Source organism: Cryobacterium sp. TMT1-3 (assembly GCF_004402315.1).
Lineage (GTDB): Bacteria > Actinomycetota > Actinomycetes > Actinomycetales > Microbacteriaceae > Cryobacterium > Cryobacterium luteum.
In genome coordinates this window covers 101,032-122,870 of sequence record NZ_SOFW01000037.1, presented here as the reverse complement: position 1 = coordinate 122,870, position 21,839 = coordinate 101,032, and the positions used below count along the sequence as shown (strand labels likewise).

Genomic DNA, 21,839 nt, shown 5'->3' with positions numbered 1-21,839 from the left:
CCCTTGCTTCGGCCTTGGCAGTCTCGGTGGGCGGGCGTTGTTGTTCACAACAGCGGAAATTCCCTGCTCAGAGCCCCAAAACCGGCGATGCCTGACCGGTTCCGTAGCAATCTACGCAGTTCCCGCGACGACCGTCGTGGCGACCCCGTCGGCTGGGTCAGGCACTGAGCTGCGCACCGCGGCCCGATCAAGACGGTAGTCAGCCGTAGACGGGAGTCGACCCGCGGCCCTCCGCGATGATGCGCTCGAGCACGTCGGGAGCGGTGGTGTTCTCGCCGAGCCGGTTCGGTTTTCCGGTGCCGTGGTAGTCACTCGACCCGGTCACGAGCAGCCCAAGCTTGGCGGCGAGTTCGAAGAGATGCGCGGTGGGTTCTGGCTTGTTCTCGCGGTGCCCCAGTTCAAGACCGAATAGTCCGGCTTCGGCCATGGTCGTCAGCCGGGCCTCCGAGACGACGTCGCCGATCCCGCGTGTGGCGGGGTGCGCGATGATCGGCACACCCCCGGCCGCGCGCACGAGTTCAATCGCCCGCAGCGGGTCCGGGGCGTAGTGCGGTTGAAAATAGCCGGCCTTCCAGTGCAGAATATCGGCGAAGGCGGCACTGCGATTCAGGGCGTGTCCCCGGGCGACGAGGGCGTCGGCGATGTGCGGCCGGCCCACGGTCGCGTCGGGAGCCGTCTGGGCGAGCACGTCGGCCCAGCTCAGGTCGTAATCGACACCGATGCGGGCGACCATCTGCTCGGCCCGGCTGAGACGGGCAGCACGCACCCGGGTCATTTCGGCCAGCAGCGCCGAGTCGGCCGGGTCGAAAAGATATGCCAAAAGGTGCACACTGGCGTACTGCACCCGGGTACTGAATTCCATTCCGGGAATAAGTGTGAGGTGCTCGTGCCGCGCGGCAGCGGATGCCTCGGCCCAGCCAGCCGTCGAATCGTGATCGGTCAGCGCAATGGTGCCGAGACCCGCGGCGGACGCCGCCCGAACCAGCTCGGCCGGGGTCTCGGTACCGTCCGAGACGCTCGAATGAGCGTGCAGGTCGACCGGACCCTGGAATTGCCGCGCGACTACCATGACCCCATGCTAGTTGGCCGCTTGCAGCCGGTCCGCGCTGCCTGCGTCGTTGGGGATTCCCCAGAAATCTGATCTAGGGTTCAGAGCAATGTTCCCCCGTCTCCTTCACGCCCTGATCTTCATCGGCGCCGCCGTTATTCTGCTGGTCCTGACCTGGCCGCAGGCATTCGGCCTGCACAACACCTGGGTTGTCGCCCACCTCGTCTCGTTTCGCGCGCTCGCTGTCATCGGCGCGAGCGCCGGGCTCATTCTGCTCGGGCTGTTGCGCTTCATCAGCCCACTGCGTCGATCCCTCGGCATGGCGATGGTGTTGCTCGCCCTGTTCGCCGTGGCCAATGTCGGCATTCTGGCCTCTCGCGGTTTCATCGCGAGCAGCGCGCTGGCCACCGAGGGCAGCATCGAACCGGATGCCGGTTCGGTGGCGGGCCTCAGCTGGAACACGCTCGGCGATGCCCCGGGAGCGGAGGTCATCGCCGACCTCGCGGTGGCGCAAAGCGCCGACGTCGTGACACTGGCAGAGACCACGGAGGAGACCGGCATTCTGATCGCCGAAGCGATGCGCGACGCCGGCCGCCCCATGTGGGTGCACACTCTCGCATTCGACCTGATCTCCAAGGCGCGTTCCACGACCCTGCTGATCAGTCCGGACCTCGGCGAGTACGTTGTGAGCAATGCGGCGGGATCCGGCCCGCCCGGCAACACCAACGTGCTGCCGACCGTCGTGGCCGAACCGGCGGACGGGACCGGCCCGACCGTAGTGGCCGTGCACGCGGTCGCCCCGATCCAGTACGAGATGTCGAACTGGCGCAGCGACCTCGACTGGCTCACCACCCAGTGCCTGGGTGAGAACGTGATCATGGCCGGCGATTTCAACGCGACCCTGGACCACATGGCGGGGCGGGCCGATGGGGCCGCCGGCGCCGTTCTCGGCAACTGTGCCGATGCCGCTTTATCGGCCAGTGCGGCCTCGACCGGCACCTGGCCCACGAGCGTTCCCGCGCCGCTCGGCAGCCCGATCGACCACGTGATGGCCACCCCGAACTGGTCAGTGACCGCGCTGCAGGTGGTCGAATCCCTCGATGCCGCGGGCAGCGACCACCGGCCGATCGTGGCGACACTGAGGCCGGCCTCCTAAACGCCGGCCTCCTAGACACCGGAGGACGCAGCGCATGACGCGCGCGCAGCATCCGCTCGTCGCAGCATCTTCAGCCGCGTGATCGGCCGCCGCCCAGAGTGCGGTGCGAGAATGGAGGAATGGCTGATACCACTGCTCCCGTTCTTGTCCCCGCCGCTCGCTCGAATGAGAACCGTTCGACGACACCGGGATCCACCGGTTTCAAATCGTTCATCGGGAGCGGCTGGGCCGCGCGCACCGACGCACTGCCGTCGGCCCGGGAGCAGGCGCCGTTCGCCGCCGCGCGCCGCGCCCGTATCTCCGCACAGTACCCCGGCCAGCGCCTGATCATCCCGGCCGGCCGGCTGAAGCAACGCTCCAACGACACCGACTATGCCTTTCGTGCGCACTCCGCCTTCGCCCACCTCACCGGCTGGGGTAGTGACAGCGAGCCCGGCGCCGTGCTCGTGCTCGAACCGGCGGCCGCCGGCGGCCACGATGCGACCCTGTACTTTCGGGAACGGGCCGGCCGGGACTCCGACGAGTTCTACGCCAACCCCGATATCGGTGAGTTCTGGATCGGCCCGCGCCCATCCGTCGCCCAGGTGGCGAGCGACCTGGCCCTGGCGGTACGCGGCATCGCGGAGCTTGCCAGCGTGCTGCACAGGGTCGACAGTGAAACCCTCGTGCTGCGGGAATCCGACCCGGCCTTCACCGAGCAGGTCGACGAAGCCCGTCTGCGGTTCGCCGCCGAACGGGTACTGGGCAGCAACGCCACCGACTCCCCCTTCAGCATCGAAATCAATGCCGAGCACGAGCCCGACGCTGCGCTGGCCCGCGACCTCTCCGAACTGCGCCTCGTGAAGGACGCCTGGGAGATCGCGCAGATGCGCCTCGCCGTCGCGGCCACCGCCCGCGGCTTCGACGACGTCATCGCCGACCTCCCCCGGTCGAGCGTGCATGCCCGCGGGGAACGCCTGGTCGAGGGTGTGTTCAACACCCGCGCCCGCAGCGACGGCAACACCGTCGGCTACGACACCATCGCCGCGTCCGGCCCGCACGCCTGCATCCTGCACTGGACCCGCAACGACGGCGTCGTCGCTCCCGGTGACCTCATTCTCGTCGATGCCGGCGTTGAGCTCGACAGCTACTACACCGCTGACATCACCCGCACCCTGCCGGTCAACGGTGTCTACAGCGAGATTCAGCGCCAGGTCTACGAAACGGTGCGGGAAGCAGCGGATGCCGCCCTCGCCATCGTTCGCCCCGGCGCGGTGTTTCGCGACGTGCACGCCGCCGCGATGGCCGTCATCGCCCGGCGCACCGCCGAGTGGGGCATGCTTCCGGTCACCGCGGAAGAGGCACTGCAGCCGGAGAACGGGCAGCACCGCCGCTACATGGTGCACGGCACCAGCCACCACCTCGGGATCGACGTGCACGACTGCGCCCAGGCCCGCCGGGACATGTATATGGACGGCGTGCTCGAACCGGGCATGGTCTTCACAATCGAGCCTGGACTGTACTTTCAGCCGGACGACCTCACCGTGCCGGTCGAATTCCGCGGCATCGGCGTGCGCATCGAGGACGACATCCTGGTGACTGCGACGGGTGCCGAGAACCTCTCGGCGGCGATCCCCCGCACCGCCACCGAGGTCGAGGCGTGGATCGCCGCGTCGCAGCGCTAACCCTGGACGCGAAAGCGGGTGAAGTGTCACCGGAGCCGGCTGCAGCAGCACTTCACCGCTCTCGCGTGACTATTCAGAGGTGGTGGGCGATACCGGCGGCTCGGGGTCGCGTTGGCCACCGAGCAGGTTGCGGGCTCGGTTGACCAGCTCGGGGTCGACGACGACCTCATAGCTGGTCGCAATGACCTGCATCGTCGAGGTGAAGTCACGCCGGCGCCGGTTGATGGCGTAGCTGGCAATGCCCAGAAGCATGCCGAACCCGGCGCCCATGATCAGGGCGGCAAACACGAACGGCAGGCTCGAACCGGTCGGTGAGAACAAAAAGAACAGAATTCCGAAGAAGATTCCGAGCCACGCACCGGATGCCGCTCCCGCGAGCGCAACCCGGCCGTAGGTGAGTTTGCCGGTCACCCGTTCGACACTCTTCAGGTCGTTGCCCACGATCGAGAGCTGTTTCACCGGAAAGTCGGCCTTGGCGAGGGTGTCGACAGCGGCCTGCGCGTCGGCGTAGGTGGCGTAGGTGGCGAGTACCTCCCCGCGCGGCAACACGGGGGGGAGCACCGGGCGGCGTCGGGAGAAAAGGCTCTGGTTGCTCATGGCGCCATTCTTCCACGCCCACCTGACCCTGCGGAGAAATGACGACGCGTTCGTGGCGGGCCATTATTTTCAGGCCAGTGCCCTACATTTATAGGGTGAGTGCCTCCAGAGTTTTTGTTGCCCGACTGGCCGGGTGCACCGTTTTCGACCCTGCGGGCGACCGCGTGGGCAAGGTGCGCGATGTCCTCGTGGTATATCGAAAAAACGACCCACCCAGCGTTGTCGGCCTGATCGTGGAAATTCCGGGCAAACGACGCGTGTTCGTGTCGATCAACCGGGTCACCAGCATCGGCAGCGGCCAGATCATCACGACCGGCCTGATCAACGTGCGCCGCTATGCACAGCGTGGCGGCGAAGTGCGTGTCATCGCCGAATTGCTCGGCCGCAAAGTGGTCTTCAAGGACGGTTCGGGCGAGGCCACGATCGAGGACGTCGCCATCAAGGAAGGTACCGAGGCCGACTGGGCCATCAGCCAGCTGTTCGTGCGCCGGCCCAAGTCCAGCCCCTCACCCTTCGTCAAGGGTGTCACAACCTTCACGACCTGGGCCGAGGTGCACGAGAAAGAGACCAAGGGCCAGGCGCAGTCGGCCGAGCACCTCATTGCGACCTATTCCGACCTGAAGCCGGCCGACCTCGCCAACACCCTGCTCGACCTGCCCCGCGAGCGCATGTTCGAGGTGGCCGGCGAACTGCCGGACGATCGCCTCGCCGATGTGCTCGAGGAGATGCCGGAAAGCGACCAGGTCGGCATCCTGACCAGCCTCGGCGACGCCCGCGCCGCCGACGTGCTTGATCAGATGCAGCCCGACGACGCAGCCGACCTCATCGCCCAGCTGCCGGAGGAGCGCGGTGAGCAACTGCTCGACCTGATGGAGCCCGAAGAAGCCGAAGACGTGCGTTTTCTGCTCTCCTACGCCCCGGACACCGCCGGCGGACTCATGACGACCGAGCCCATCATCGTCTCGGCCGATGCCACCGTCGCCGAGGGGCTCGCGCGCATCCGTCGTTACGATCTGGCTCCCGCGCTCGGCGCGGCGATTTGCGTCACCCTGCCCCCCTACGAAGCGCCCACCGGCCGTTTTCTGGGCATGGTGCATTTTCAGCGGATGCTGCGCTACCCGCCCCACGAACGCCTCGGCACGCTTCTCGACGCAGGGCTGGACCCGGTGACCGCCGACACGTCGGCCGCCGAGGTCAGCCGCATCCTGGCGAGCTACGACCTGGTTTCGGTGCCCGTGGTCGACGAGAATTACCGACTGGTCGGGGTGGTGACCATTGATGACGTGCTCGACTACCTCCTGCCCGACGACTGGCGCAGCCACGACGGCAACGATGATGTGCGGCGCCGTACTGCCGCACGCAGCGAGCTGAGAACCGGCAGCATTCCGCTGCCCGGAGCGCAAAGGACACCTCGTGGCCCGCAATAACCGCGCCGACCTGCGTCTGGACGTGCCGAAGGGCCTCAGAACCGGCAACATCGTGGGCCTCGGTCGAAGTGGTCGCGGTCTCAACCGGGTCGGTCGGGACCGGTTCGGCCGCTTCACCGAAGCCATTGCCCGCGGCATGGGTACCCCCTGGTTCCTGCTCGGCCTCACCCTGTTCGCCGTCGCCTGGATCTCCTGGAACACCCTGGCCCCCGAAGCCTGGCGCTTCGACTCCGTCGCCCTCGGGTTCATCGCGCTCACCCTCGTACTCTCGATGCAGGCTTCCTATGCCGCGCCGATGATCCTGCTTGCCCAGAACCGGCAGGACGACCGCGACCGGGTGCAGTTCGAACAGGACCGGCAGCGAGCCGAACGCACCCTCGCCGACACCGAGTACCTCGCCCGGGAGGTGGTGGCTCTGCGCATCGCGATCAAGGACATGGCCTCGAAGGACTTCATCCGCGCGGAACTGCGCACCTTGCTCGAGCACTTAGATGAGCGCAGTCACTTGGACGAGCGCAGTCGCCTGGACGAGCGTTCAGACCCCGACAGCACCAGCACCAGCACCAAGGAAAGCCGCCCCACCGCATGAATTCTGCCGCAATGGCGTCAACACCGGACAGCATCCGCTCGCGCGTTCTCACCGCTCTGGCCACAGTGACCGACCCGGAGATTCGCAAGCCCATCACCGAGCTGGACATGGTGTCGGGGGTGACGGTGAGCGATACGGGGGTGGTGACCGTCGGCATCCGCTTGACCATTGCCGGTTGTCCGGCCGCTGCACGCATTGAGAGCGATGTTCTCGCCGCCGCCGAGGCGGTGTCGGGCGTGGGGCGCGCCAACGTCAAGGTCGCCGTCATGACGCGCGAGCAGCGCACCGCGCTCACCGAGAAGCTGCGCGGCGGCCAGGTGGAACGCAGCGTGCAGTTCGGCCCGGAGTCGCTCACCCGGGTCTACGCGATCACGAGCGGCAAGGGCGGGGTCGGTAAGTCCACCGTCACCGCGAACCTGGCCGTGGCCCTGGCCGCAGAGGGACTGCGGGTGGGCATCGTCGACGCCGACGTGCACGGTTTCAGCATTCCCGGCCTGCTCGGCCTCGTGCACGACGGCCTCGCGGTCAAACCGACCCAGGTCGGCGACATGATCCTGCCGCCGATCGCGCACAACGTGAAAGTCATCTCGATCGGCATGTTCATCGACGACGCCTCGGCCGCCGTCGCTTGGCGCGGTCCGATGCTGCACCGCACCATCAAACAGTTTCTCACTGATGTCTACTTCGGAGACCTCGACGTGCTGCTGCTCGACCTGCCGCCCGGAACCGGCGACGTTGCTATCACGGTCGGCCAGCTGCTGCCGCACGCCGAGGTCATCGTGGTGACCACCCCGCAGGCGGCGGCGGCCGATGTGGCCGAGCGCAGCGGCATCGTGGCCCGTCAGACCGGTCAGAGCGTGTTCGGCGTGATTGAAAACATGTCAGCGATGGTGCAGCCCGATGGCAGCCTGCTCGAACTGTTCGGTTCGGGCGGCGGCGCGGAGGTCGCTCGGCGTCTGTCGGTCGGCCAGACTGTGGCCGTGCCGGTACTCGCGCAGGTTCCGCTGAGCCTGGCCCTGCGCAGTGGCGGGGATGCCGGGCTGCCCGTGGTTCTCGGGGCGCCGGATGACCCCGCAGCGCGCGCCATCCTGACGCTCGCCCGCAGCATGAAGACGCGCGCCAGGGGCCTGGCCGGACTGAGCCTGGGCCTCCGGCCTCGCTAGCGCGCTACTCCTTGAGCTTGACCAGTGTCGCCGCGTGGTCGGGAACCTGGTGGTTCTCCTCGCGCGGCGGCCGCTCATAGTCCGAAGCCGGCGGGCGCGGCGGAATGTGCACCTTCGGCGGGTCGGTTTTCTCGTAGGGCACGAGCGAGAGCAGATGGCTGATCACGTTCAGCCGGCTGGCCCGCTTGTCTTCGCTTTCGACGACCCACCAGGGGGCTTCGGCGATGTCGGTGTGCACGAACATCTCGTCTTTCGCCTTGGAATAGTCCACCCATTTAGTGATCGACAGCACGTCGGTTTCGGAGAGCTTCCAGCGGCGCATCGGGTCGTTCAGCCGTGACCGAAAGCGCCGTTCCTGTTCCAGGTCCGACACCGAGAACCAGTACTTGACCAGCAGGATGCCGTCTTCGACCAGCATCCGTTCGAACAGGGGGGCCTGGTGCAGAAACCGACGGTATTCATCGCTGGTGCAGTAGCCCATGACCCGTTCGACGCCGGCCCGGTTGTACCAGGAGCGGTCCATCAGCACGATCTCACCGGTAGACGGCAGGTGATCGATATAGCGCTGAAAGTACCATTGGCCGCGCTGACGTTCGGTCGGCATCGGCAGAGCCACGATGCGGGCGACCCGAGGGTTGAGGTACTCGGTGATGCGTTTGATCGCCGAACCCTTGCCGGCGGCGTCGCGGCCCTCGAAAATCACCACGACGCGGGCACCGGATGCCTTCACCCACTGCTGCATCGTGACCAGTTCGGCCTGCAGGCGGGCCAGTTCGGCTTCGTAGACCTTCTTCTTGACGCGCACAACCGTCGGGGGGCTTTTCGACATCGGATCTCCTTTGCGAACGGGCTTCAGGTGGCCTCAGAATCGAACGGGGCCGGCTCGAGCGCGGCCAGGGCCGCCTCCCGGGCACGCTTGCGTTTCAGGTAGGCGCCCTCTGGATTGGGTTCGGCGCGAGAAATCGTCGCCGATTGTTCTTTGAGGGGGTCTTCGTCGGCGAGGGCTTCCCGGATTATGCGACGCGGGTCATACTGGCGCGGGTCCAGCTTTTTCCAGTCCAGATCGTCGAACTCCGGGCCCATTTCGTCGCGCATGCGATCCTTGGCCCCATTGGCCATGTCGCGCAACTGGCGCACGAGACGAGCGAGTTGGGCGGCGTAGTGCGGTAGTTTGTCGGGGCCGAGCAAGAAGACAGCGATAATCCCGATCAGAAGAATCTTCTCGAAAGTCAGCCCAAACATGTCCTTAGAATAACTGTCCGGCGAGGCATCCACAGACCACACGCGCCCCGGCCCTAGTCTTGACCTAATCATCTACTGGAGTTATCTGTGTCTGACATTGAATTGAACTGGAAATTCTCCGACGACTGTGTCGTGGAGTCCGAAGCCATCGCCCGAGCGCGCCAGCAATCCCTGGAGCTGGGGATCGACGCGATCGCTCCCTCGGTCGGGGCGCAATCGGCCGTTCTGGCCGCCGCCACCGGGGCACGCAGCATCCTGGAGGTCGGCACGGGAGCCGGAGTGTCGGGCATCTGGTTGCTGACCGGGGCTCCGGGCGCCACCCTCACCTCGATCGATACCGAGGTCGATCATCTGCAGCACGCGAAGGCGAATTTCACCGAGGCGAAGATTCCGGCCAACCGGGTGCGCCTGATCACCGGTAAGGCCAGCGAAGTTCTGCCACGCATGAACGAGAATTCCTACGACATCGTGTTCATCGACGCCGACCCGCAGTCGGTCATCGAATACGTCGAGCATGGCCTGCGCCTGGCCCGCCCGGGGGGAACGGTGCTTGTCGCGCACGCCCTGTGGCGCGGCCGGGTGGCCGACCCAGCCCAGCGCGACGATGTCGCAACCGGGTTCCGCACGCTGCTGACCGAAATCGCCGCGTCGAGCGCCGTCATCAGCGCGCTCTCCCCCGTTGGCGACGGGCTGCTGCAGATCACCAAGCTGCGCGCCTGACCGAACGCAGACACGCAGACACAAAGGAACGGCTGCTTTCGCAGCCGTTCCTTTGTGTTGCTGAGGGCCTTTGTGCCGCTGAGAGCCTTTGTGTCGCTGAGGCCCTTCGTATTGCTGAGGAACGCGAGGCTACTTCGCCGCGGCGACAACCCCGGCGAGTGCATCGTGAAGTTCCTTGGCCTCGGCGTCGTTCACTGAGACAACGAGGCGACCCCCACCTTCGAGCGGTACACGCACGATGATCAGGCGCCCCTCTTTTACAGCCTCCATTGGACCGTCTCCGGTCCGTGGCTTCATGGCCGCCATGAACTCCCCTTCCATTCGTCTGTGTCTGTCCATTATCGACCATCTCGGCCCGAGACGTAAATTCGAGTCAGTTTCGGGGTCGAGCGCCACTCGTTACGGTGGCGTCCAGTCGTACCCGTCCACGCCCCAGCAGATCAGCAGCCACCCCCACTGGCCGGCGATGAAGAGCAGCACGATCGACACCCGGTAGAGCCTGCTGCGCGGCAGCGCGGCCGCTCCGAGCAGCGGAAACATGGGCATGAGCAACCGAAACGTGCTCGATTGGGGGAAGAACACCGCGAGCAGGTACAGGCCGTAACTGGCCACCCACAGTCGCAGGTCCACGCCGAGCCCACGCACCGCCGGCGTGAACAGCAACACGGCACAGGCCAGGATGAGGGCGGTGACCACCACGATGCCCCACGGGCTGCCCAGCCACCAGACGCCACTCTGAAACCACGCGGTGAACGGCACCAGTTCCTGATAGCCGATGTACGGCGCCCGCCAGGCCAGCTCGGTATCGGTGTACGCCATGAGGTCGCCGGTGACCACCCCGGCCGTGATGGGCCAGGCCAGTCCCAGGAGTGCGCTGAAGACGGCGACGGATGCTGCCAGCATCCGCTCACGAGGTGCAAACGGGTCGCGGGAACGCGTGACGAAGCGATAGATCACGTGGAGGCCGAGGGCCAGGGCGAAGGCGAGGCCGCTCGGCCGGGTCAGTGCCATCACCGCGATCACCGGGAACAGCAACCAGTATCGGCGTTCGAGGAGCAGGTAAAGCGCGAGGGTCAGAAAGAACAGGTACATCGATTCCGCGTAGGCGAACTGCAGAATCGGCGACAGCGGGGCAACGCAGAACAACACGACCGAGAACAACGCCGTCGCCGGTGACTGCACTCGTATCATCAGGCGGTAGAGGAGCAGGGCGGTGCCGAGACTGAACGCGACCGACACGAACACCGCGACCGGCGCCCACGGCAGGGTGCTCAGTTCCATCAGCAGCCGGGCGAGCACCGGATATCCGGGCATGAAGGCCCAGGCGCTCTCGCCGATCTGCCCGGCGTCGGTGACCGGCAGCACGCTCGGGTAGCCGCCGATCGCGACGATGTTGTACCAGCGGCCGTCCCACATGGTGGCGAAATCGGTGTATTTCGGACTCGCGCCGGTCCACGCGTTCGGGCCCTGCACGCTTGCCAGTACGAGCACGAGACTCGTCGTGACCAGGCGCGACAGAGCCCAGACCACGAGCACTTTGCCCCACCACGGGGTCAGCCGGTAGCGGGCGAGCCAGGCGGCCGGCAGCCGGTGCGCACGAAGTGGGCCCAACACGGGTTTCTCGGGCGTTAGCGAACGGATGCGGTCAGCCAGGCGCGCAGACCGTTCTCACACGCCGTGATCTCGGCCAGGGCCACACGTTCGTCGTCGGCGTGTGCTTTGAGCGGGTCACCGGGGCCGTAGTTGACGGCCGGAACGCCGAGGGCTGAGAAGCGGGCGACGTCGGTCCAGCCGTACTTGGGGGTGGCGACACCGCCAACGGCGTTCAAGAATTCGCGGGCGAGCGGGGCGTCGAGACCCGGCCGGGCGCCTTCGGCGCGGTCCACCACGGTGAGGTCGTAGCCGGCGAACAGTTCGCGCAGGTGGGCGACGGCCTCGTCGCCGCTGCGGCTCGGGGCGAAGCGGTAGTTGACGTGCACCATGCATTCGTCGGGGATGATGTTGCCGGCGACACCGCCGGTGATGCCGACCGCGTTGAGGCCTTCGCGGTAGACGAGGCCCTCGACTTCGACCTCGCGGGCCTGGTAGGCGGCCAGAATGTTGAGGATCGGCGCGGCCTTGTGGATGGCGTTGTCGCCGACCCAGCTGCGGGCCGAGTGCGAGCGCAGGCCGAACGTGCGAATTTCCACGCGCAGGTTGCCGTTGCACCCGCCCTCGATCCGGCTCCTGGTCGGTTCGCCGAGAATGGCGAAATCACCAGCGAACAGGTCGGGACGGTTGCGGGCAAGACGGCCGAGGCCGTTGAGGTCGTCGGAGACCTCTTCGTGGTCATACCACATCCAGGTCACGTCGACTCCTGGATCGCTCAGCTCGGCTGCGAGCTTGAGCTGCACGGCTACGCCGGCCTTCATGTCGACGGTGCCGCGGCCCCAGAGATACTCGGTGCCGTCGATCGTCTCGTAGCGGGTGGGCAGGTTGTCGTTGAGCGGTACGGTGTCGATGTGACCGGCGATGACGACCCGCTGGGCACGACCGAGGTTGGTGCGGGCGACGATGGTGTCGCCGTCGCGCATGATCTCGAGGTGGTCGAAACCTTGCAGGGCGGCGACGATCGCGTCGGCGAGGTCGGTCTCAGCGCCCGAAACCGACTCCATGTCGCAGATCTGCCTGGTTAGTTCGATGGACGTGGCCGTCAGGTCAAGCACGGTGAGTGGTGCGGGAGCGCTGGGGTCCGGAGTCGAAGAAGTCACCCTACTAATCTAGAGGTATGCCCTCCGTTGTTTCCGAAAACGCCCTGCCCGCCGCATCAACCCAGGCCTGGGGGTATGGTCTCGCGACTATCGCCGTTGACGGCACCGTGCTCGACACCTGGTTTCCGTCCCCGGCACTCGGTGCGCTGCCGACCGGGCGGGATCGCTGGATTGTTCCCGCCTCTCTCAGCGAAGCGGCTGGCGACGATGCCCGCCGCGCGGTGCGCCTCGAAGCGGTCACGGTGGAGATCACCCTGACTGCGGCGCCGGCCAGTACCTCGGATGCCTATCTGCGCCTGCACCTGCTCTCCCACCTTCTGGTTCTGCCGAACAGCATCAACCTCGACGGCATTTTCGCGCACCTGCCCACCGTGGTCTGGACCAATGCCGGCCCGATGCTGCCGGTCGACTTCGCCCGCCTGCGCCCGGCCCTGCAACGCGCCGGCATCCAGGCGAGCGGCGTCGACAAATTCCCGCCGCTGCTCGACTACGTCGTACCGGCCGGTGTGAGAATAGCGGATGCCTCCCGGGTGCGGCTCGGCGCCCACCTCGCCCCCGGCACCACCGTGATGCACGAAGGGTTCGTCAACTTCAACGCCGGAACCCTCGGCTCCTCCATGGTCGAGGGCCGGATCTCGCAGGGCGTCGTGGTCGGTGACGGCGCGGATATCGGTGGCGGGGCATCCATTATGGGCACCCTCTCCGGCGGCGGCACCCAGCGGATTTCGATCGGCGCGCGTGCCCTGCTCGGCGCCAACTCCGGTGTCGGCATCGCGATCGGCGACGACAGCGTCGTTGAGGCCGGGCTCTACGTCACGGCCGGCACCAAGGTTGTTCTGGTTGGCGAACCCCGACTCACCGACGGCACGTTCGCGACGGTGAAGGCGGTCGAGCTCTCCGGCGTGCCGAACCTGCTGTTTCGCCGAAATTCCGTCTCGGGCGCCGTCGAGGTACTCGCCCGCAGCGGCAGCGGAATAACGCTGAACGCCGCGCTGCACGCGTAACACCCGCACCGGATGTCGGTGGGTTCCGCTAGCATCCGGGTAGCGGCATCCGCTTGGTAGGGATCGCGCAATTCACGAGGGAGTGATGTGGGCACCGACGCACCGCGCAGCAAGGGGCACCGACGGGTTCGGCGGTTATTGATCGCGCTCGCGGTCGTGGCCGGCCTGGTCCTGGTCACCGCGGGGCTCGGAGTATGGACGGTCACTCGGTCGTTCCCGACGCTCGCGGGCACCGTCGACATCGCGGGACTGACCGACCAGGTCACCGTCGTTCGTGACTCGGCGGGAATTCCGCAGATCACGGCGAAGACCGCGGCCGACCTGTTCATTGCGCAGGGCTATGTGCATGCCCAGGACCGGTTCTGGGAGATGGACTTTCGCCGCCACGTCACGAGCGGCCGATTGTCGGAGCTGTTCGGCGAGAGCCAGGTCGGCACCGACACGTTTGTGCGCACGCTTGGTTGGCGGGCCGTCGCCGAGCAGGAAGTCGCCCTGCTCGACCCGGTCACGCTCGGCTATTACCAGGCCTACGCCGACGGAGTGAACGCCTACCTCGACACCCATCGGGGCGCCGACCTGTCGCTCGAGTACGCGGTGTTAAGCGTGCAGAATCCCGGCTACGAGGTAGAACCGTGGACCCCGGCCGACTCGGTGGCGTGGTTGAAGGCCATGGCCTGGGATCTGCGGTCCAACCTCGACGATGAGATCGACCGGGCCCTGCTGTCGACGACACTCACCCCCGCCGAGGTGACCCAGCTGCACCCCGATTATCCGGTCGGCCAGCACCCCACCATCACCGGCACTCAGGCGGTCACCGCGCCGTCAGCCGGTGCACCCGCCGCCGAACGGAGCCTCGATGTAACGGATACGCCCGCCGCCCTGGTCGACCCCGACACCTATACCCAGGCTCTCGGTGAGCTGCGCGCTTCGCTCAGCTCTGTTCCCGAACTGCTCGGACCGGCCGGCGGTGAGATCGGCTCCAATTCGTGGGTGGTCTCCGGTGCACTCACCGACACCGGGCTGCCCCTGCTGGCCAATGATCCGCACCGCGGACCGGCTCTGCCCTCGGTTTGGTATCAGGTGGGGCTGCGCTGTCAGTCAATCAGCGAGGAGTGCCCGTTCGACGTTGCCGGGTACAGCTTTTCGGGTATGCCCGGCGTCATTATCGGTCACACCGAGCGTATTGCCTGGGGCTTCACCAACCTCGGCCCCGATGTCGCCGACCTCTACATCGAAAAGGTCACGGGCGAGAGCTACGAATTCGACGGTGTCGCCAAACCGCTGCTGCTGCGCGACGAGAAGATCTCCGTCGCCGGCGGTGACGACGTGAAGATCGAGATTCGATCGACCGAACATGGCCCGCTCCTGAGCGGCTTCGAGGGCACCGTCTACCCGCAGATCGCGAGCGATTTTCCCGAGGCTGCGCAACTTCCTCCGGCCCCGGAAGCAGCGGCGGGCACACCACCGACCACGTATGAGCTGTCCCTGCAGTGGACGGCTCTGACGCCGGGCCGTACGGCATCCGCTATCTTCGCCCTGAACCGGGCGACCGACTTCACCAGTTTTCGCGCAGCGGCCGCCCTGTTCGACGTACCGGCGCAAAACCTCACCTACGCCGACGTTGAGGGCAATATTGGCTACCAGGCGCCGGGGCTCATCCCCATTCGGGCCAGCGGCAACGGCACCCTGCCCGTGCCGGGCTGGACCAGCCAGTACGGCTGGGCCGGCTACATTCCCTTCGACGCCCTGCCGAGCACGTTCAACCCGCCGAGCGGATACATCGTCACGGCCAACAACGCGGCCGCCGACCCCGGGAATCCCTACCTGCTGACCGCCGACTGGGACCTGGGCTACCGGGCGAATCAGATCACGGCCCGGTTGAACGAACTGATCGCCGCGAAAACCCCGCTGACAGCGGAGTTGATGAGCGACATTCAGGCTGACAATTACAGTGCCATCGCGGCTGCTCTCGTTCCGGCCCTGCAGCAGGTGCGCCTGGGCGGTGACGCCGCCGAGGCGCAGAAGCTGCTCGATGGCTGGGACTATCAGGTCGACGCCGACAGCGCGGCGGCCGCCTATTTCAACGTGATCTGGCGCACGCTCCTGCACGATATGTTCACCGGCAAGATCGATGATGGAGCGGCTCTCACGGGCGGCGACCGCGCCTTCTCGGTGGTCACGAGCCTGCTCGGGCAGCCCGATTCCCCATGGTGGTCTAACCCTGCCTATGGCACTGTCGGGCAAGAGAGCATGCTGCGGCGGGTGATGACGAATGCGGCGAAGGAGGCCACCGATCTGATGGGCTCGAACCCGACCGCCTGGCAGTGGGGCAGCATCCACACGCTGGAGCTGAAGAATGCCAGCTTTGGCGAATCGGGCATTGCACCGCTGGAGTGGCTCTTCAACCGCGGCCCGTATGAGCTCGCCGGAGGTTCAGCCGTCGTCAACGCGGTGGGTTGGGATGCGACCCAGGGGTATCAGGTGGACTGGGTGCCGTCGATGCGGCAGGTGATCAGCCTGGAAAACTTCGACGACTCCACCTGGATCAACCTCACCGGAGCATCCGGTCACGCCTTCCACTCCAACTACACCGATCAGGCACCGCTCTGGCGCGACCACGAGACCCGCGCGTGGTTGTTCACTCCAGCCGCCATCAGCCAGAATGCGGCCAACACCTTGACCCTCGAGCCCGCCTAGCGTTACTGGAGCGGCAGCGCCAGCCTGTTAGTAACTTAACTGGGATTGTAGTAATTCGGTCTATGGTGTGCGCATGCGAATTCCGCCGCGTCGCCGCCCACTGCACGCTGTTGTGCATCGTGCTGTTTCCACTGCTTTTGTCCTGTCGCTCACTCTCGGCGCGCTGAGCGGATGCTCGGCCGCTCCCGCTCCCGCATCCAGCGGCACGGCGAGGCCGGTCACCGAAGCAACCGCCGCGCCGACCGAGGCTCCCCCGGTCTTCGCGTCGAACGAAGAGGCCCTGGCTGCGGCGGAGGCTGCCTATGCAAAATATCTTTCCCTCGGCGATTCCGCCCGTACAACGGATTCTGATTCTTGGGAAGAATATTTAGCGCTCACCACAGGATCGGAACACGACGGCGCAGAGCAAGCGGGCCGACTGATGGAGGAAAAGGACTGGATTTTTACCGGAGTCACCTTGTTTGATTCAATGACGATTCAGTCGTCACGCGCTTTGGCAGATTCCACCTGGGAGATTCGCACCTATCTCTGTCTTGACCTCAGCGCGTCCGACACGGTCAACGCAGCCGGTGAATCTGTCGTCAAACACGACGAGCCGCGCTCGCCGATGATTGTTGTTTTCGTTACGCCCGATAAGAATTCCCGCCAACTGCTGATTTCGGAGTCCCCAATATGGTCCGGTTCAAACTTCTGCTCGTAGTTTCAGCTTTGGCCACGATCGCGCTCACCCTTGCGCCTTCGTCGCCCTCCCACGCGGATCCAATGGACTGCACTTTCGCCCAGAAGAAGGCGGGGGTTTGCTCAACCACACCCGAAACGGGTGGCGTCGCAAACGGGGGCAGTGTAGATCTGACGGCGGGCTCCAGTTCGGGTTCCGGCGGGTCCGGTGCGGGCAGCTCGAGTCACCCGCGGCGCGGACGCGGCGGCACAGTGACCACAGCACCACCGCGCATCTGTGCCAACGGAGACCCGGCCAAACCCGGCATCAAAACCATCCCCTGCGGCAACGGATCATTCCTCCCCTTCTCCACCAATCCCACCCCAACTGCCCCGTGCACCGTCTGCTCTCCCGACACCATCGTTCGCGTTTCCGACCTGCAGAACTTTCCCGCCTACCCCGCCCCCACCGGCATGGAACCCGGCGGCTGGGCCATCGTGGGACTGGCCGCAAATTTCTGGGCCGGAGCATCCGCTCAACTCGGCGAAGGCCTGCTGCTCGGCCAACCCGCCCAGGTCATGTTCACCCCCACCAACTACCACTGGACCTACGGCGACGGCGCCACCACCTCCAGCGCGACCGGCGGCGCCAGCTGGCTAACCCTCGACCTCGCCGAATTCACCACCACTCCCACCAGCCACGTCTACACCGACAAGGGCACCTTCACGGTCTCGCTCACCGTCGATTACCGCGCCGACTACAGCTTCGGCGACCACGGCTGGCGACCCGTCGAAGGAATCGTGACGGTGCCGTCCGCCCCGTTCACCGTCGTCGCAGCCAACGAATCCACCGTGCTCGTCGCCGAGGACTGCAACGCCAACCCCCGCGGCCCCGGCTGCTGAAACGGGCCCGCCGGACAAAAGATCCAAGCTGAGGACCGTTTGCACAGACACTGCTTTTCAGACTCGTTGCCCTTGAAAGCAGATGTGCTTTCGAAAACTACGGTGCACTCCTCACGGAAGCAAACGTGCCGCTCACGGGCGCCCTGAAGCGGGCGGCTCTGTCTCTGGTCGTGGCAATCCGTTGGTCGAGCACGTCGGGACGGCTATATCCGAACGTGCCGCTGACTCGGGAACAGGCAGTGGATTTCTCGGGCGCAGCAATCCGGTGCATCACTGCGGCGAGTCGAGCGGGAGCGGCTCCAGCATGAGCGGGTTCTTGCTGGGCAGGGCGATGAGGGTCTGCGCCGGGTCGATTTCGACGGCGGGTTGCAGCCAGTATTGGTCGTCTCGGAGCAGGATTTTCCAGCCCCGGTTGTGGAGCAGCAGGTGGTGCAGGGCGCAGAGCAGAATGGCTTGGTCGATGTTGGAAAGTCCCTGCTCCGACCAGTTTTCGAGGTGGTGCGCTTCGGTCCAGGAGGGTGGTCGGTCGCAGTCGGGCCAGCGGCAGCCGCCGTCGCGCACGGCGAGGGCTCGGCGTTGTTCCCGGTTGAACAGGCGTTGGTCTCGTCCCACGTTGAGGGGTTGCCCGGCCTGGTCGAACAGGATGCCGAGGTAGCCGGTGTCGCAGAGGTGTCGGGCGATGCTCTCGGCTGAGACGGGGGCCGGGTTGCCCTCGAGATAGCCGAACGACCCTCTAGTCCCGGCACCGGCCAACGTTTCAGTGGGTGTAGCACCCCCGACGGTCCCGGTGCTCCCGGTGCTCCCGGCACTCCCGGTACTCCCGGTACTCCCGGTGGTCCCGACGGTCCCGGTACTCCCGGTGGTCCCGACGGTCCCGGTGGTTCCGGTGGTTCCGGTGGTTCCGGTAATTCCGGTCGTTCCCGTCGTTCCGGTCGTTCCGGTGGTCCCGGTCGTTCCGGTCGTTCCGCTGGTTGTGTTGGTGTCGGTGATTCCGGTGAGTCCAGTGATTGCGGCTGTTCCGGTCGCGGTGCGCTCGGCAGTTTTCGTCGGTGTCGGTGTCGGTGTCGGTGTCGGTGTCGGTGTCGCGCTGCTCGGTGAGGGGGTGCGGGCATCCGCTGTGGCGACTGGCGCGGCCGGGGCAGGGATGGTGGTGGGGCGGTCGTGTTCGGTGACGATGACCTGCACGACCGGGCGGCGGCCGCCGAACAGGGTGTTCGGATCGGCGTCGGCGCCGAGCTTGAGCAGCTGAGTGAAGGAGTCCGCGGCGATCTGATCCACGGTGCGCGGGTCGTCCTTGACGCTCTGCGCCCACTTCGCCCGCTCCGGGTCGACGAACCGCACCCCACCGCGGCGCGGGCTCGTCAACGCGTCATACGTCGCCATCCACAGCTCGCCCTGCTCCGGCGGCAGCAGCGCGTGCAGCGTCACCATGCCATCGGCCCGACGCCACAGCGACCAGGTGGTATCGTCCCGGGCCTGCTTCTCCCGCGCGCGAATGCCCGCCGCGTCGAGTTCGTCGCGCAGCCGGCGGGCTCGTTTGTAGGCCTGCTCGGTATTCATCCCCGCAGCCTCGGCCAGCAGCACCCTCAGCGCGGCAGCGAGCTTCTCGGCGGTGATCGCCCGGTCCAGGGTACCGAGGCCGCGCAGCAGGGCGTCACCGACACCGGGCGAGAAGATGCCGGCCGCGACGGCGTGCACGATCGGCGCCTGCCACGGCACCACCACCACCTCGACCAGCGGCGTCGGCAGCGTCACCGCGACCGGCGGGACGACCGGGACGACCGGGACGACCCGGACGACCGGCCCGACCGGGCGGGGCACGGCCTCCGGCAGCGGAAGGTCGGGGTGCAACTCGGCCCAGGCCGCGGCCCGATCCGCTTCCCGGGCCTCCCACTGGGCGGCTTCCCAGTCGGCCTGCCGTTGCGCCTGAGCCCCAGCGAGAGCCGCCGCGTCCAACGCTTCCGCGGCAGCAACAGCGGCGGCCGCAGCCGCCGCGTCGGCCGCGGCCTGCGCGACCCGCTGCGCCTCTCGGGCCTCGGCCGCCCGGCGTTCGGCCGTCTCGGTCTCGCGCATCAGCACCCCGACCGCCAGCAGCCGACCGGCCTCGATGCGACTCAGGCCGGTCGCGTGCTGCACCATCAGCGTGGGGTTGCCAAACCCGTGCCGCGCTGCCAGGCCGGACTGGCCCAGCCGTGGCCGGGACCGCTCAGCGATCGTGCCCGCCAGCAACGCCGCCGCCGTATTCGTCAACCGCAACAGCGCGGCGATCGGACCCCGAGCGGCGAGCACCTCGGCATCACTCAAACCGGCGAACTCGGCGCTGGACCCGCCGAGCGCGGCCACAACGACCGCCGCCCGGGTGAGCTCCAATGCCAGGTTGTTCATGATTCAACTCAACACCCGACCACCGACACGAGCAAATGTCACGTTCACTGGCGCTAAACCGGGCAAAACCAACAGGGAGTCCCCCAGAGGATGCTTTGACGCCGTTTCCGCCGCAAGCGACGGGCCTTCACCGCGACACCGGATCGCACCGCGACTCCGATCGCGGATCGATCGCCCCGCGGGCGCAACAGCCAGATGACAGTGGCGTCAAACGTTCAGCGCCGCTCATTCATCGAAGGAAAGGCTCGTGGCCCACGACGAGTCGCCTGGCTATCCCCGGTGGGGGGCGAGATTGGTCCCGAGCGAGGGTGGGTGGCTGTCCGAATCAGGCCTCGAGGTACGCCACGGCTTCGGCGGCAGACCAGCCGTCCGGGTACCGGGCGCGCAGGGCCATGACCCCGACCAAATCGGTGCCGAGAGTGACCAGCGGCACCTCCCGGTATCCGTCGCGTCGAGTCTGGCCGAGACTCACGTTGGCCAGCAGAGCGTTGCACAGGCACTTACGGCCGGCCGCCTCTTCACTGGAGCCGCCCTTGCGCACAAAAGTCGCGACCGGTTCCGCCGGGCACCGATAGCCGATCACTCCCGGCGTGCGTTCGTATGGCACCCGCAGGTATCCGAGGTCGCAGAGCCGCGGTCGCTCTTCGTACAGGGTGTCATCCGACAGGGTTTCGGGCAACGTCGCGACTTTGAAGGGGAATCCCGTCGAAGAGGCTAGCGGGTCGGTGCGAATCTGCAGCCCGGGGCCGTCGATCTCACCGAGCAGCTGTGCCCGCAGGGTCTCATCAAGGCCGGACTCGGCAGCGAGGGCGAACAGTGTGCCGACCTGCACGCCCGCAGCACCGAGCGCAAGGGCTTCCCGAACCCGGTCGGGGGTGCCGTAACCGCCGGCGACCCAGAATGGCAAGCCGACCGCAGCGACCTTGGCCAGGTCGGCGTCGTCCCGGGGGCCGTAGACCGGCTGGCCGTCATCATCGAGGGAACCGCGCCCTCGGGGCGGTGCGTTATGTCCCCCGGCTCGTGGGCCTTCGATGACGAAGCCGTCAGGGCGGGTCGACTCCTCGCGGGTCAGGTACACGGCGAGCACATGAGCGGCGACGATGGCCAAGAACCGGGGCCGGTGTAACGGCGGCAGCTGCCCGCCGGTCAGCGCTTGTGGGTTGAACTCGACGGAATACCGAGTAGTCGAGTTCTCGACGTGCAGATCGAGCGACCGGGTCTCGTGCTCAGCCAGCCCGGTGAGCAGTGCGGGAATCTCGGCGGGGATTCCCGCTCCCATCAGCACATAGTCGACACCGGCCAGCATGGCTCCGTAGGCTGCGCTCGGTGTGGCCAGTTGTACCTTTTCGAGAAAGTTGATTCCGACCAGGCCGTCATGGCCCTCCTTGGCCAGCCAGACCTCGACGAAGTTCGCCACGACAGAGAGTTCCAGCGATTTCACGAGCGGATGCTGGCTCGGCTTGGCGATCGGAAGGTACGGAATTCCCGGGCCGCGACCGCCGGCGCGAAAGTACTTGCGCAGCACCCGGTCGGCGAGGGCCGACACCGGAAAGTGCTCGAGGGCGCGGCGCACGTGTCCGCCCTGGTCGCCGTCCTGCAGGCGTCGCGCGATGACGGTGTCGAGGGCGGTGCCGCTGACGACGCCGAGCTGCCCGGTCTTCGACACCGCACGGGCGAGCTCCCACGACGAGACACCGACGCCCATGCCGCCCTGAATGATCGTCGGCAGCGTCCTTGAGGAACGCAGAATCGGGGCTGTTGCGAGTGTCGCGGAGGCGGTCGTCTCGAGCAGAGTCATGGCGAACCTTTCGGTTACGGACACCACGGCTAGGAGCCC

At 66.7% G+C, this 21,839-nt stretch carries 19 protein-coding genes; 10 read left to right on the top strand and 9 right to left on the bottom strand.

Features of this window, described 5'->3' with window-relative positions; genetic code table 11:
- Nucleotides 1–199 precede the first annotated feature (199 nt).
- Entirely contained in the window at nucleotides 200–1,069 is an 870-nt protein-coding gene (locus tag E3O25_RS12885; protein ID WP_092108370.1) for a PHP domain-containing protein, read from the bottom strand.
- An 88-nt stretch (nucleotides 1,070–1,157) separates the two neighbouring features.
- On the opposite strand from E3O25_RS12885, the gene E3O25_RS12880 reads away from it, so the two are divergent.
- Both E3O25_RS12880 and E3O25_RS12875 read left to right on the top strand, forming a co-directional pair.
- Nucleotides 1,158–2,204, top strand: a complete 1,047-nt coding sequence (locus E3O25_RS12880) for an endonuclease/exonuclease/phosphatase family protein (protein ID WP_134361324.1) — start codon at nucleotides 1,158–1,160, stop codon at nucleotides 2,202–2,204.
- Nucleotides 2,205–2,323: 119 nt separating this feature from the next.
- Nucleotides 2,324–3,868 (top strand): aminopeptidase P family protein, encoded by a 1,545-nt coding sequence (locus E3O25_RS12875; RefSeq protein WP_092108366.1) that lies wholly within the window; start codon nucleotides 2,324–2,326, stop codon nucleotides 3,866–3,868.
- Nucleotides 3,869–3,937: 69 nt separating this feature from the next.
- Here the strand turns inward: E3O25_RS12875 and E3O25_RS12870 are convergent, their stop codons facing one another.
- Entirely contained in the window at nucleotides 3,938–4,465 is a 528-nt protein-coding gene (locus E3O25_RS12870; RefSeq protein ID WP_092108364.1) for a general stress protein, read from the bottom strand.
- A 95-nt stretch (nucleotides 4,466–4,560) separates the two neighbouring features.
- On the opposite strand from E3O25_RS12870, the gene E3O25_RS12865 reads away from it, so the two are divergent.
- From E3O25_RS12865 to E3O25_RS12855, 3 genes are read left to right on the top strand one after another with little or no spacing between them, the layout of a single operon-like run.
- Nucleotides 4,561–5,892, top strand: coding sequence for a magnesium transporter MgtE N-terminal domain-containing protein (locus tag E3O25_RS12865; RefSeq protein WP_092108362.1), 1,332 nt, complete (start codon nucleotides 4,561–4,563; stop codon nucleotides 5,890–5,892).
- Nucleotides 5,879–6,481 carry a DUF1003 domain-containing protein gene (locus tag E3O25_RS12860; protein ID WP_174721743.1) on the top strand — a complete coding sequence of 201 codons (603 nt, stop codon included), beginning with the start codon at nucleotides 5,879–5,881 and terminating at the stop codon, nucleotides 6,479–6,481. The genes E3O25_RS12865 and E3O25_RS12860 overlap by 14 nt, the downstream gene beginning before the upstream one ends.
- A gap of 11 nt (nucleotides 6,482–6,492) precedes the next feature.
- Nucleotides 6,493–7,644: an Mrp/NBP35 family ATP-binding protein gene (locus E3O25_RS12855; protein ID WP_092108360.1), complete on the top strand. Its 1,152-nt coding sequence runs from the start codon at nucleotides 6,493–6,495 to the stop codon at nucleotides 7,642–7,644.
- A gap of 4 nt (nucleotides 7,645–7,648) precedes the next feature.
- Here the strand turns inward: E3O25_RS12855 and ppk2 are convergent, their stop codons facing one another.
- Together ppk2 and E3O25_RS12845 are read right to left on the bottom strand one after the other, a co-directional pair.
- On the bottom strand, nucleotides 7,649–8,473 hold the full coding sequence (gene ppk2 / locus E3O25_RS12850) for a polyphosphate kinase 2 (protein ID WP_092108358.1): 825 nt from the start codon (nucleotides 8,471–8,473) through the stop codon (nucleotides 7,649–7,651).
- A 23-nt stretch (nucleotides 8,474–8,496) separates the two neighbouring features.
- Nucleotides 8,497–8,886 carry a sec-independent translocase gene (locus E3O25_RS12845; protein ID WP_092108356.1) on the bottom strand — a complete coding sequence of 130 codons (390 nt, stop codon included), beginning with the start codon at nucleotides 8,884–8,886 and terminating at the stop codon, nucleotides 8,497–8,499.
- A gap of 87 nt (nucleotides 8,887–8,973) precedes the next feature.
- On the opposite strand from E3O25_RS12845, the gene E3O25_RS12840 reads away from it, so the two are divergent.
- Complete coding sequence (locus E3O25_RS12840; RefSeq protein ID WP_092108354.1) at nucleotides 8,974–9,606, top strand: O-methyltransferase; 633 nt, start codon at nucleotides 8,974–8,976, stop codon at nucleotides 9,604–9,606.
- A gap of 129 nt (nucleotides 9,607–9,735) precedes the next feature.
- On the opposite strand, the gene E3O25_RS12835 is transcribed toward E3O25_RS12840, so the two are convergent.
- The 3 genes from E3O25_RS12835 to dapE all read right to left on the bottom strand — a co-directional run bounded on the left by E3O25_RS12835 (nucleotide 9,736) and on the right by dapE (nucleotide 12,356).
- Nucleotides 9,736–9,912, bottom strand: a complete 177-nt coding sequence (locus E3O25_RS12835) for a DUF3117 domain-containing protein (protein ID WP_092108645.1) — start codon at nucleotides 9,910–9,912, stop codon at nucleotides 9,736–9,738.
- Nucleotides 9,913–10,005: 93 nt separating this feature from the next.
- Nucleotides 10,006–11,217 carry a hypothetical protein gene (locus tag E3O25_RS12830; protein WP_241988590.1) on the bottom strand — a complete coding sequence of 404 codons (1,212 nt, stop codon included), beginning with the start codon at nucleotides 11,215–11,217 and terminating at the stop codon, nucleotides 10,006–10,008.
- A 17-nt stretch (nucleotides 11,218–11,234) separates the two neighbouring features.
- Entirely contained in the window at nucleotides 11,235–12,356 is a 1,122-nt protein-coding gene (dapE, locus tag E3O25_RS12825; RefSeq protein ID WP_092108352.1) for a succinyl-diaminopimelate desuccinylase, read from the bottom strand.
- 17 nt (nucleotides 12,357–12,373) lie between these two features.
- Here dapE and dapD point away from each other — a divergent pair, with 17 nt between their 5' ends.
- The 4 genes from dapD to E3O25_RS12805 all read left to right on the top strand — a co-directional run bounded on the left by dapD (nucleotide 12,374) and on the right by E3O25_RS12805 (nucleotide 17,617).
- Nucleotides 12,374–13,360 (top strand): 2,3,4,5-tetrahydropyridine-2,6-dicarboxylate N-succinyltransferase, encoded by a 987-nt coding sequence (gene dapD / locus E3O25_RS12820; protein ID WP_134361323.1) that lies wholly within the window; start codon nucleotides 12,374–12,376, stop codon nucleotides 13,358–13,360.
- Nucleotides 13,361–13,447: 87 nt separating this feature from the next.
- The gene (locus E3O25_RS12815) at nucleotides 13,448–16,057 is read left to right on the top strand and encodes a penicillin acylase family protein (protein WP_134361322.1); all 2,610 of its coding nucleotides are present in this window, start codon (nucleotides 13,448–13,450) and stop codon (nucleotides 16,055–16,057) included.
- A 73-nt stretch (nucleotides 16,058–16,130) separates the two neighbouring features.
- Nucleotides 16,131–16,757, top strand: a complete 627-nt coding sequence (locus E3O25_RS12810; RefSeq protein ID WP_134361321.1) for a hypothetical protein — start codon at nucleotides 16,131–16,133, stop codon at nucleotides 16,755–16,757.
- A gap of 230 nt (nucleotides 16,758–16,987) precedes the next feature.
- A complete protein-coding gene (locus E3O25_RS12805) occupies nucleotides 16,988–17,617 on the top strand; it encodes a PKD domain-containing protein (protein ID WP_134361320.1) in 630 nt (209 codons plus the stop codon).
- A gap of 270 nt (nucleotides 17,618–17,887) precedes the next feature.
- Here the strand turns inward: E3O25_RS12805 and E3O25_RS17775 are convergent, their stop codons facing one another.
- A complete protein-coding gene (locus E3O25_RS17775; RefSeq protein WP_134361319.1) occupies nucleotides 17,888–20,002 on the bottom strand; it encodes a DUF222 domain-containing protein in 2,115 nt (704 codons plus the stop codon).
- A gap of 325 nt (nucleotides 20,003–20,327) precedes the next feature.
- Nucleotides 20,328–21,800: a nitronate monooxygenase gene (locus E3O25_RS12795; RefSeq protein WP_241988589.1), complete on the bottom strand. Its 1,473-nt coding sequence runs from the start codon at nucleotides 21,798–21,800 to the stop codon at nucleotides 20,328–20,330.
- Nucleotides 21,801–21,839 lie beyond the last annotated feature (39 nt).

Coding starts and splice junctions, on each gene's coding strand:
- E3O25_RS12885 (WP_092108370.1), bottom strand. CDS start 1,069: ATGGTAGTCGCGCGGCAATTCCAGGGTCCGGTCGACCTGCACGCTCAT.
- E3O25_RS12880 (WP_134361324.1), top strand. CDS start 1,158: ATGTTCCCCCGTCTCCTTCACGCCCTGATCTTCATCGGCGCCGCCGTT.
- E3O25_RS12875 (WP_092108366.1), top strand. CDS start 2,324: ATGGCTGATACCACTGCTCCCGTTCTTGTCCCCGCCGCTCGCTCGAAT.
- E3O25_RS12870 (WP_092108364.1), bottom strand. CDS start 4,465: ATGAGCAACCAGAGCCTTTTCTCCCGACGCCGCCCGGTGCTCCCCCCC.
- E3O25_RS12855 (WP_092108360.1), top strand. CDS start 6,493: ATGGCGTCAACACCGGACAGCATCCGCTCGCGCGTTCTCACCGCTCTG.
- ppk2 (WP_092108358.1), bottom strand. CDS start 8,473: ATGTCGAAAAGCCCCCCGACGGTTGTGCGCGTCAAGAAGAAGGTCTAC.
- E3O25_RS12845 (WP_092108356.1), bottom strand. CDS start 8,886: ATGTTTGGGCTGACTTTCGAGAAGATTCTTCTGATCGGGATTATCGCT.
- E3O25_RS12835 (WP_092108645.1), bottom strand. CDS start 9,912: ATGGCGGCCATGAAGCCACGGACCGGAGACGGTCCAATGGAGGCTGTA.
- dapD (WP_134361323.1), top strand. CDS start 12,374: ATGCCCTCCGTTGTTTCCGAAAACGCCCTGCCCGCCGCATCAACCCAG.
- E3O25_RS12810 (WP_134361321.1), top strand. CDS start 16,131: ATGCGAATTCCGCCGCGTCGCCGCCCACTGCACGCTGTTGTGCATCGT.
- E3O25_RS17775 (WP_134361319.1), bottom strand. CDS start 20,002: ATGAACAACCTGGCATTGGAGCTCACCCGGGCGGCGGTCGTTGTGGCC.
- E3O25_RS12795 (WP_241988589.1), bottom strand. CDS start 21,800: ATGACTCTGCTCGAGACGACCGCCTCCGCGACACTCGCAACAGCCCCG.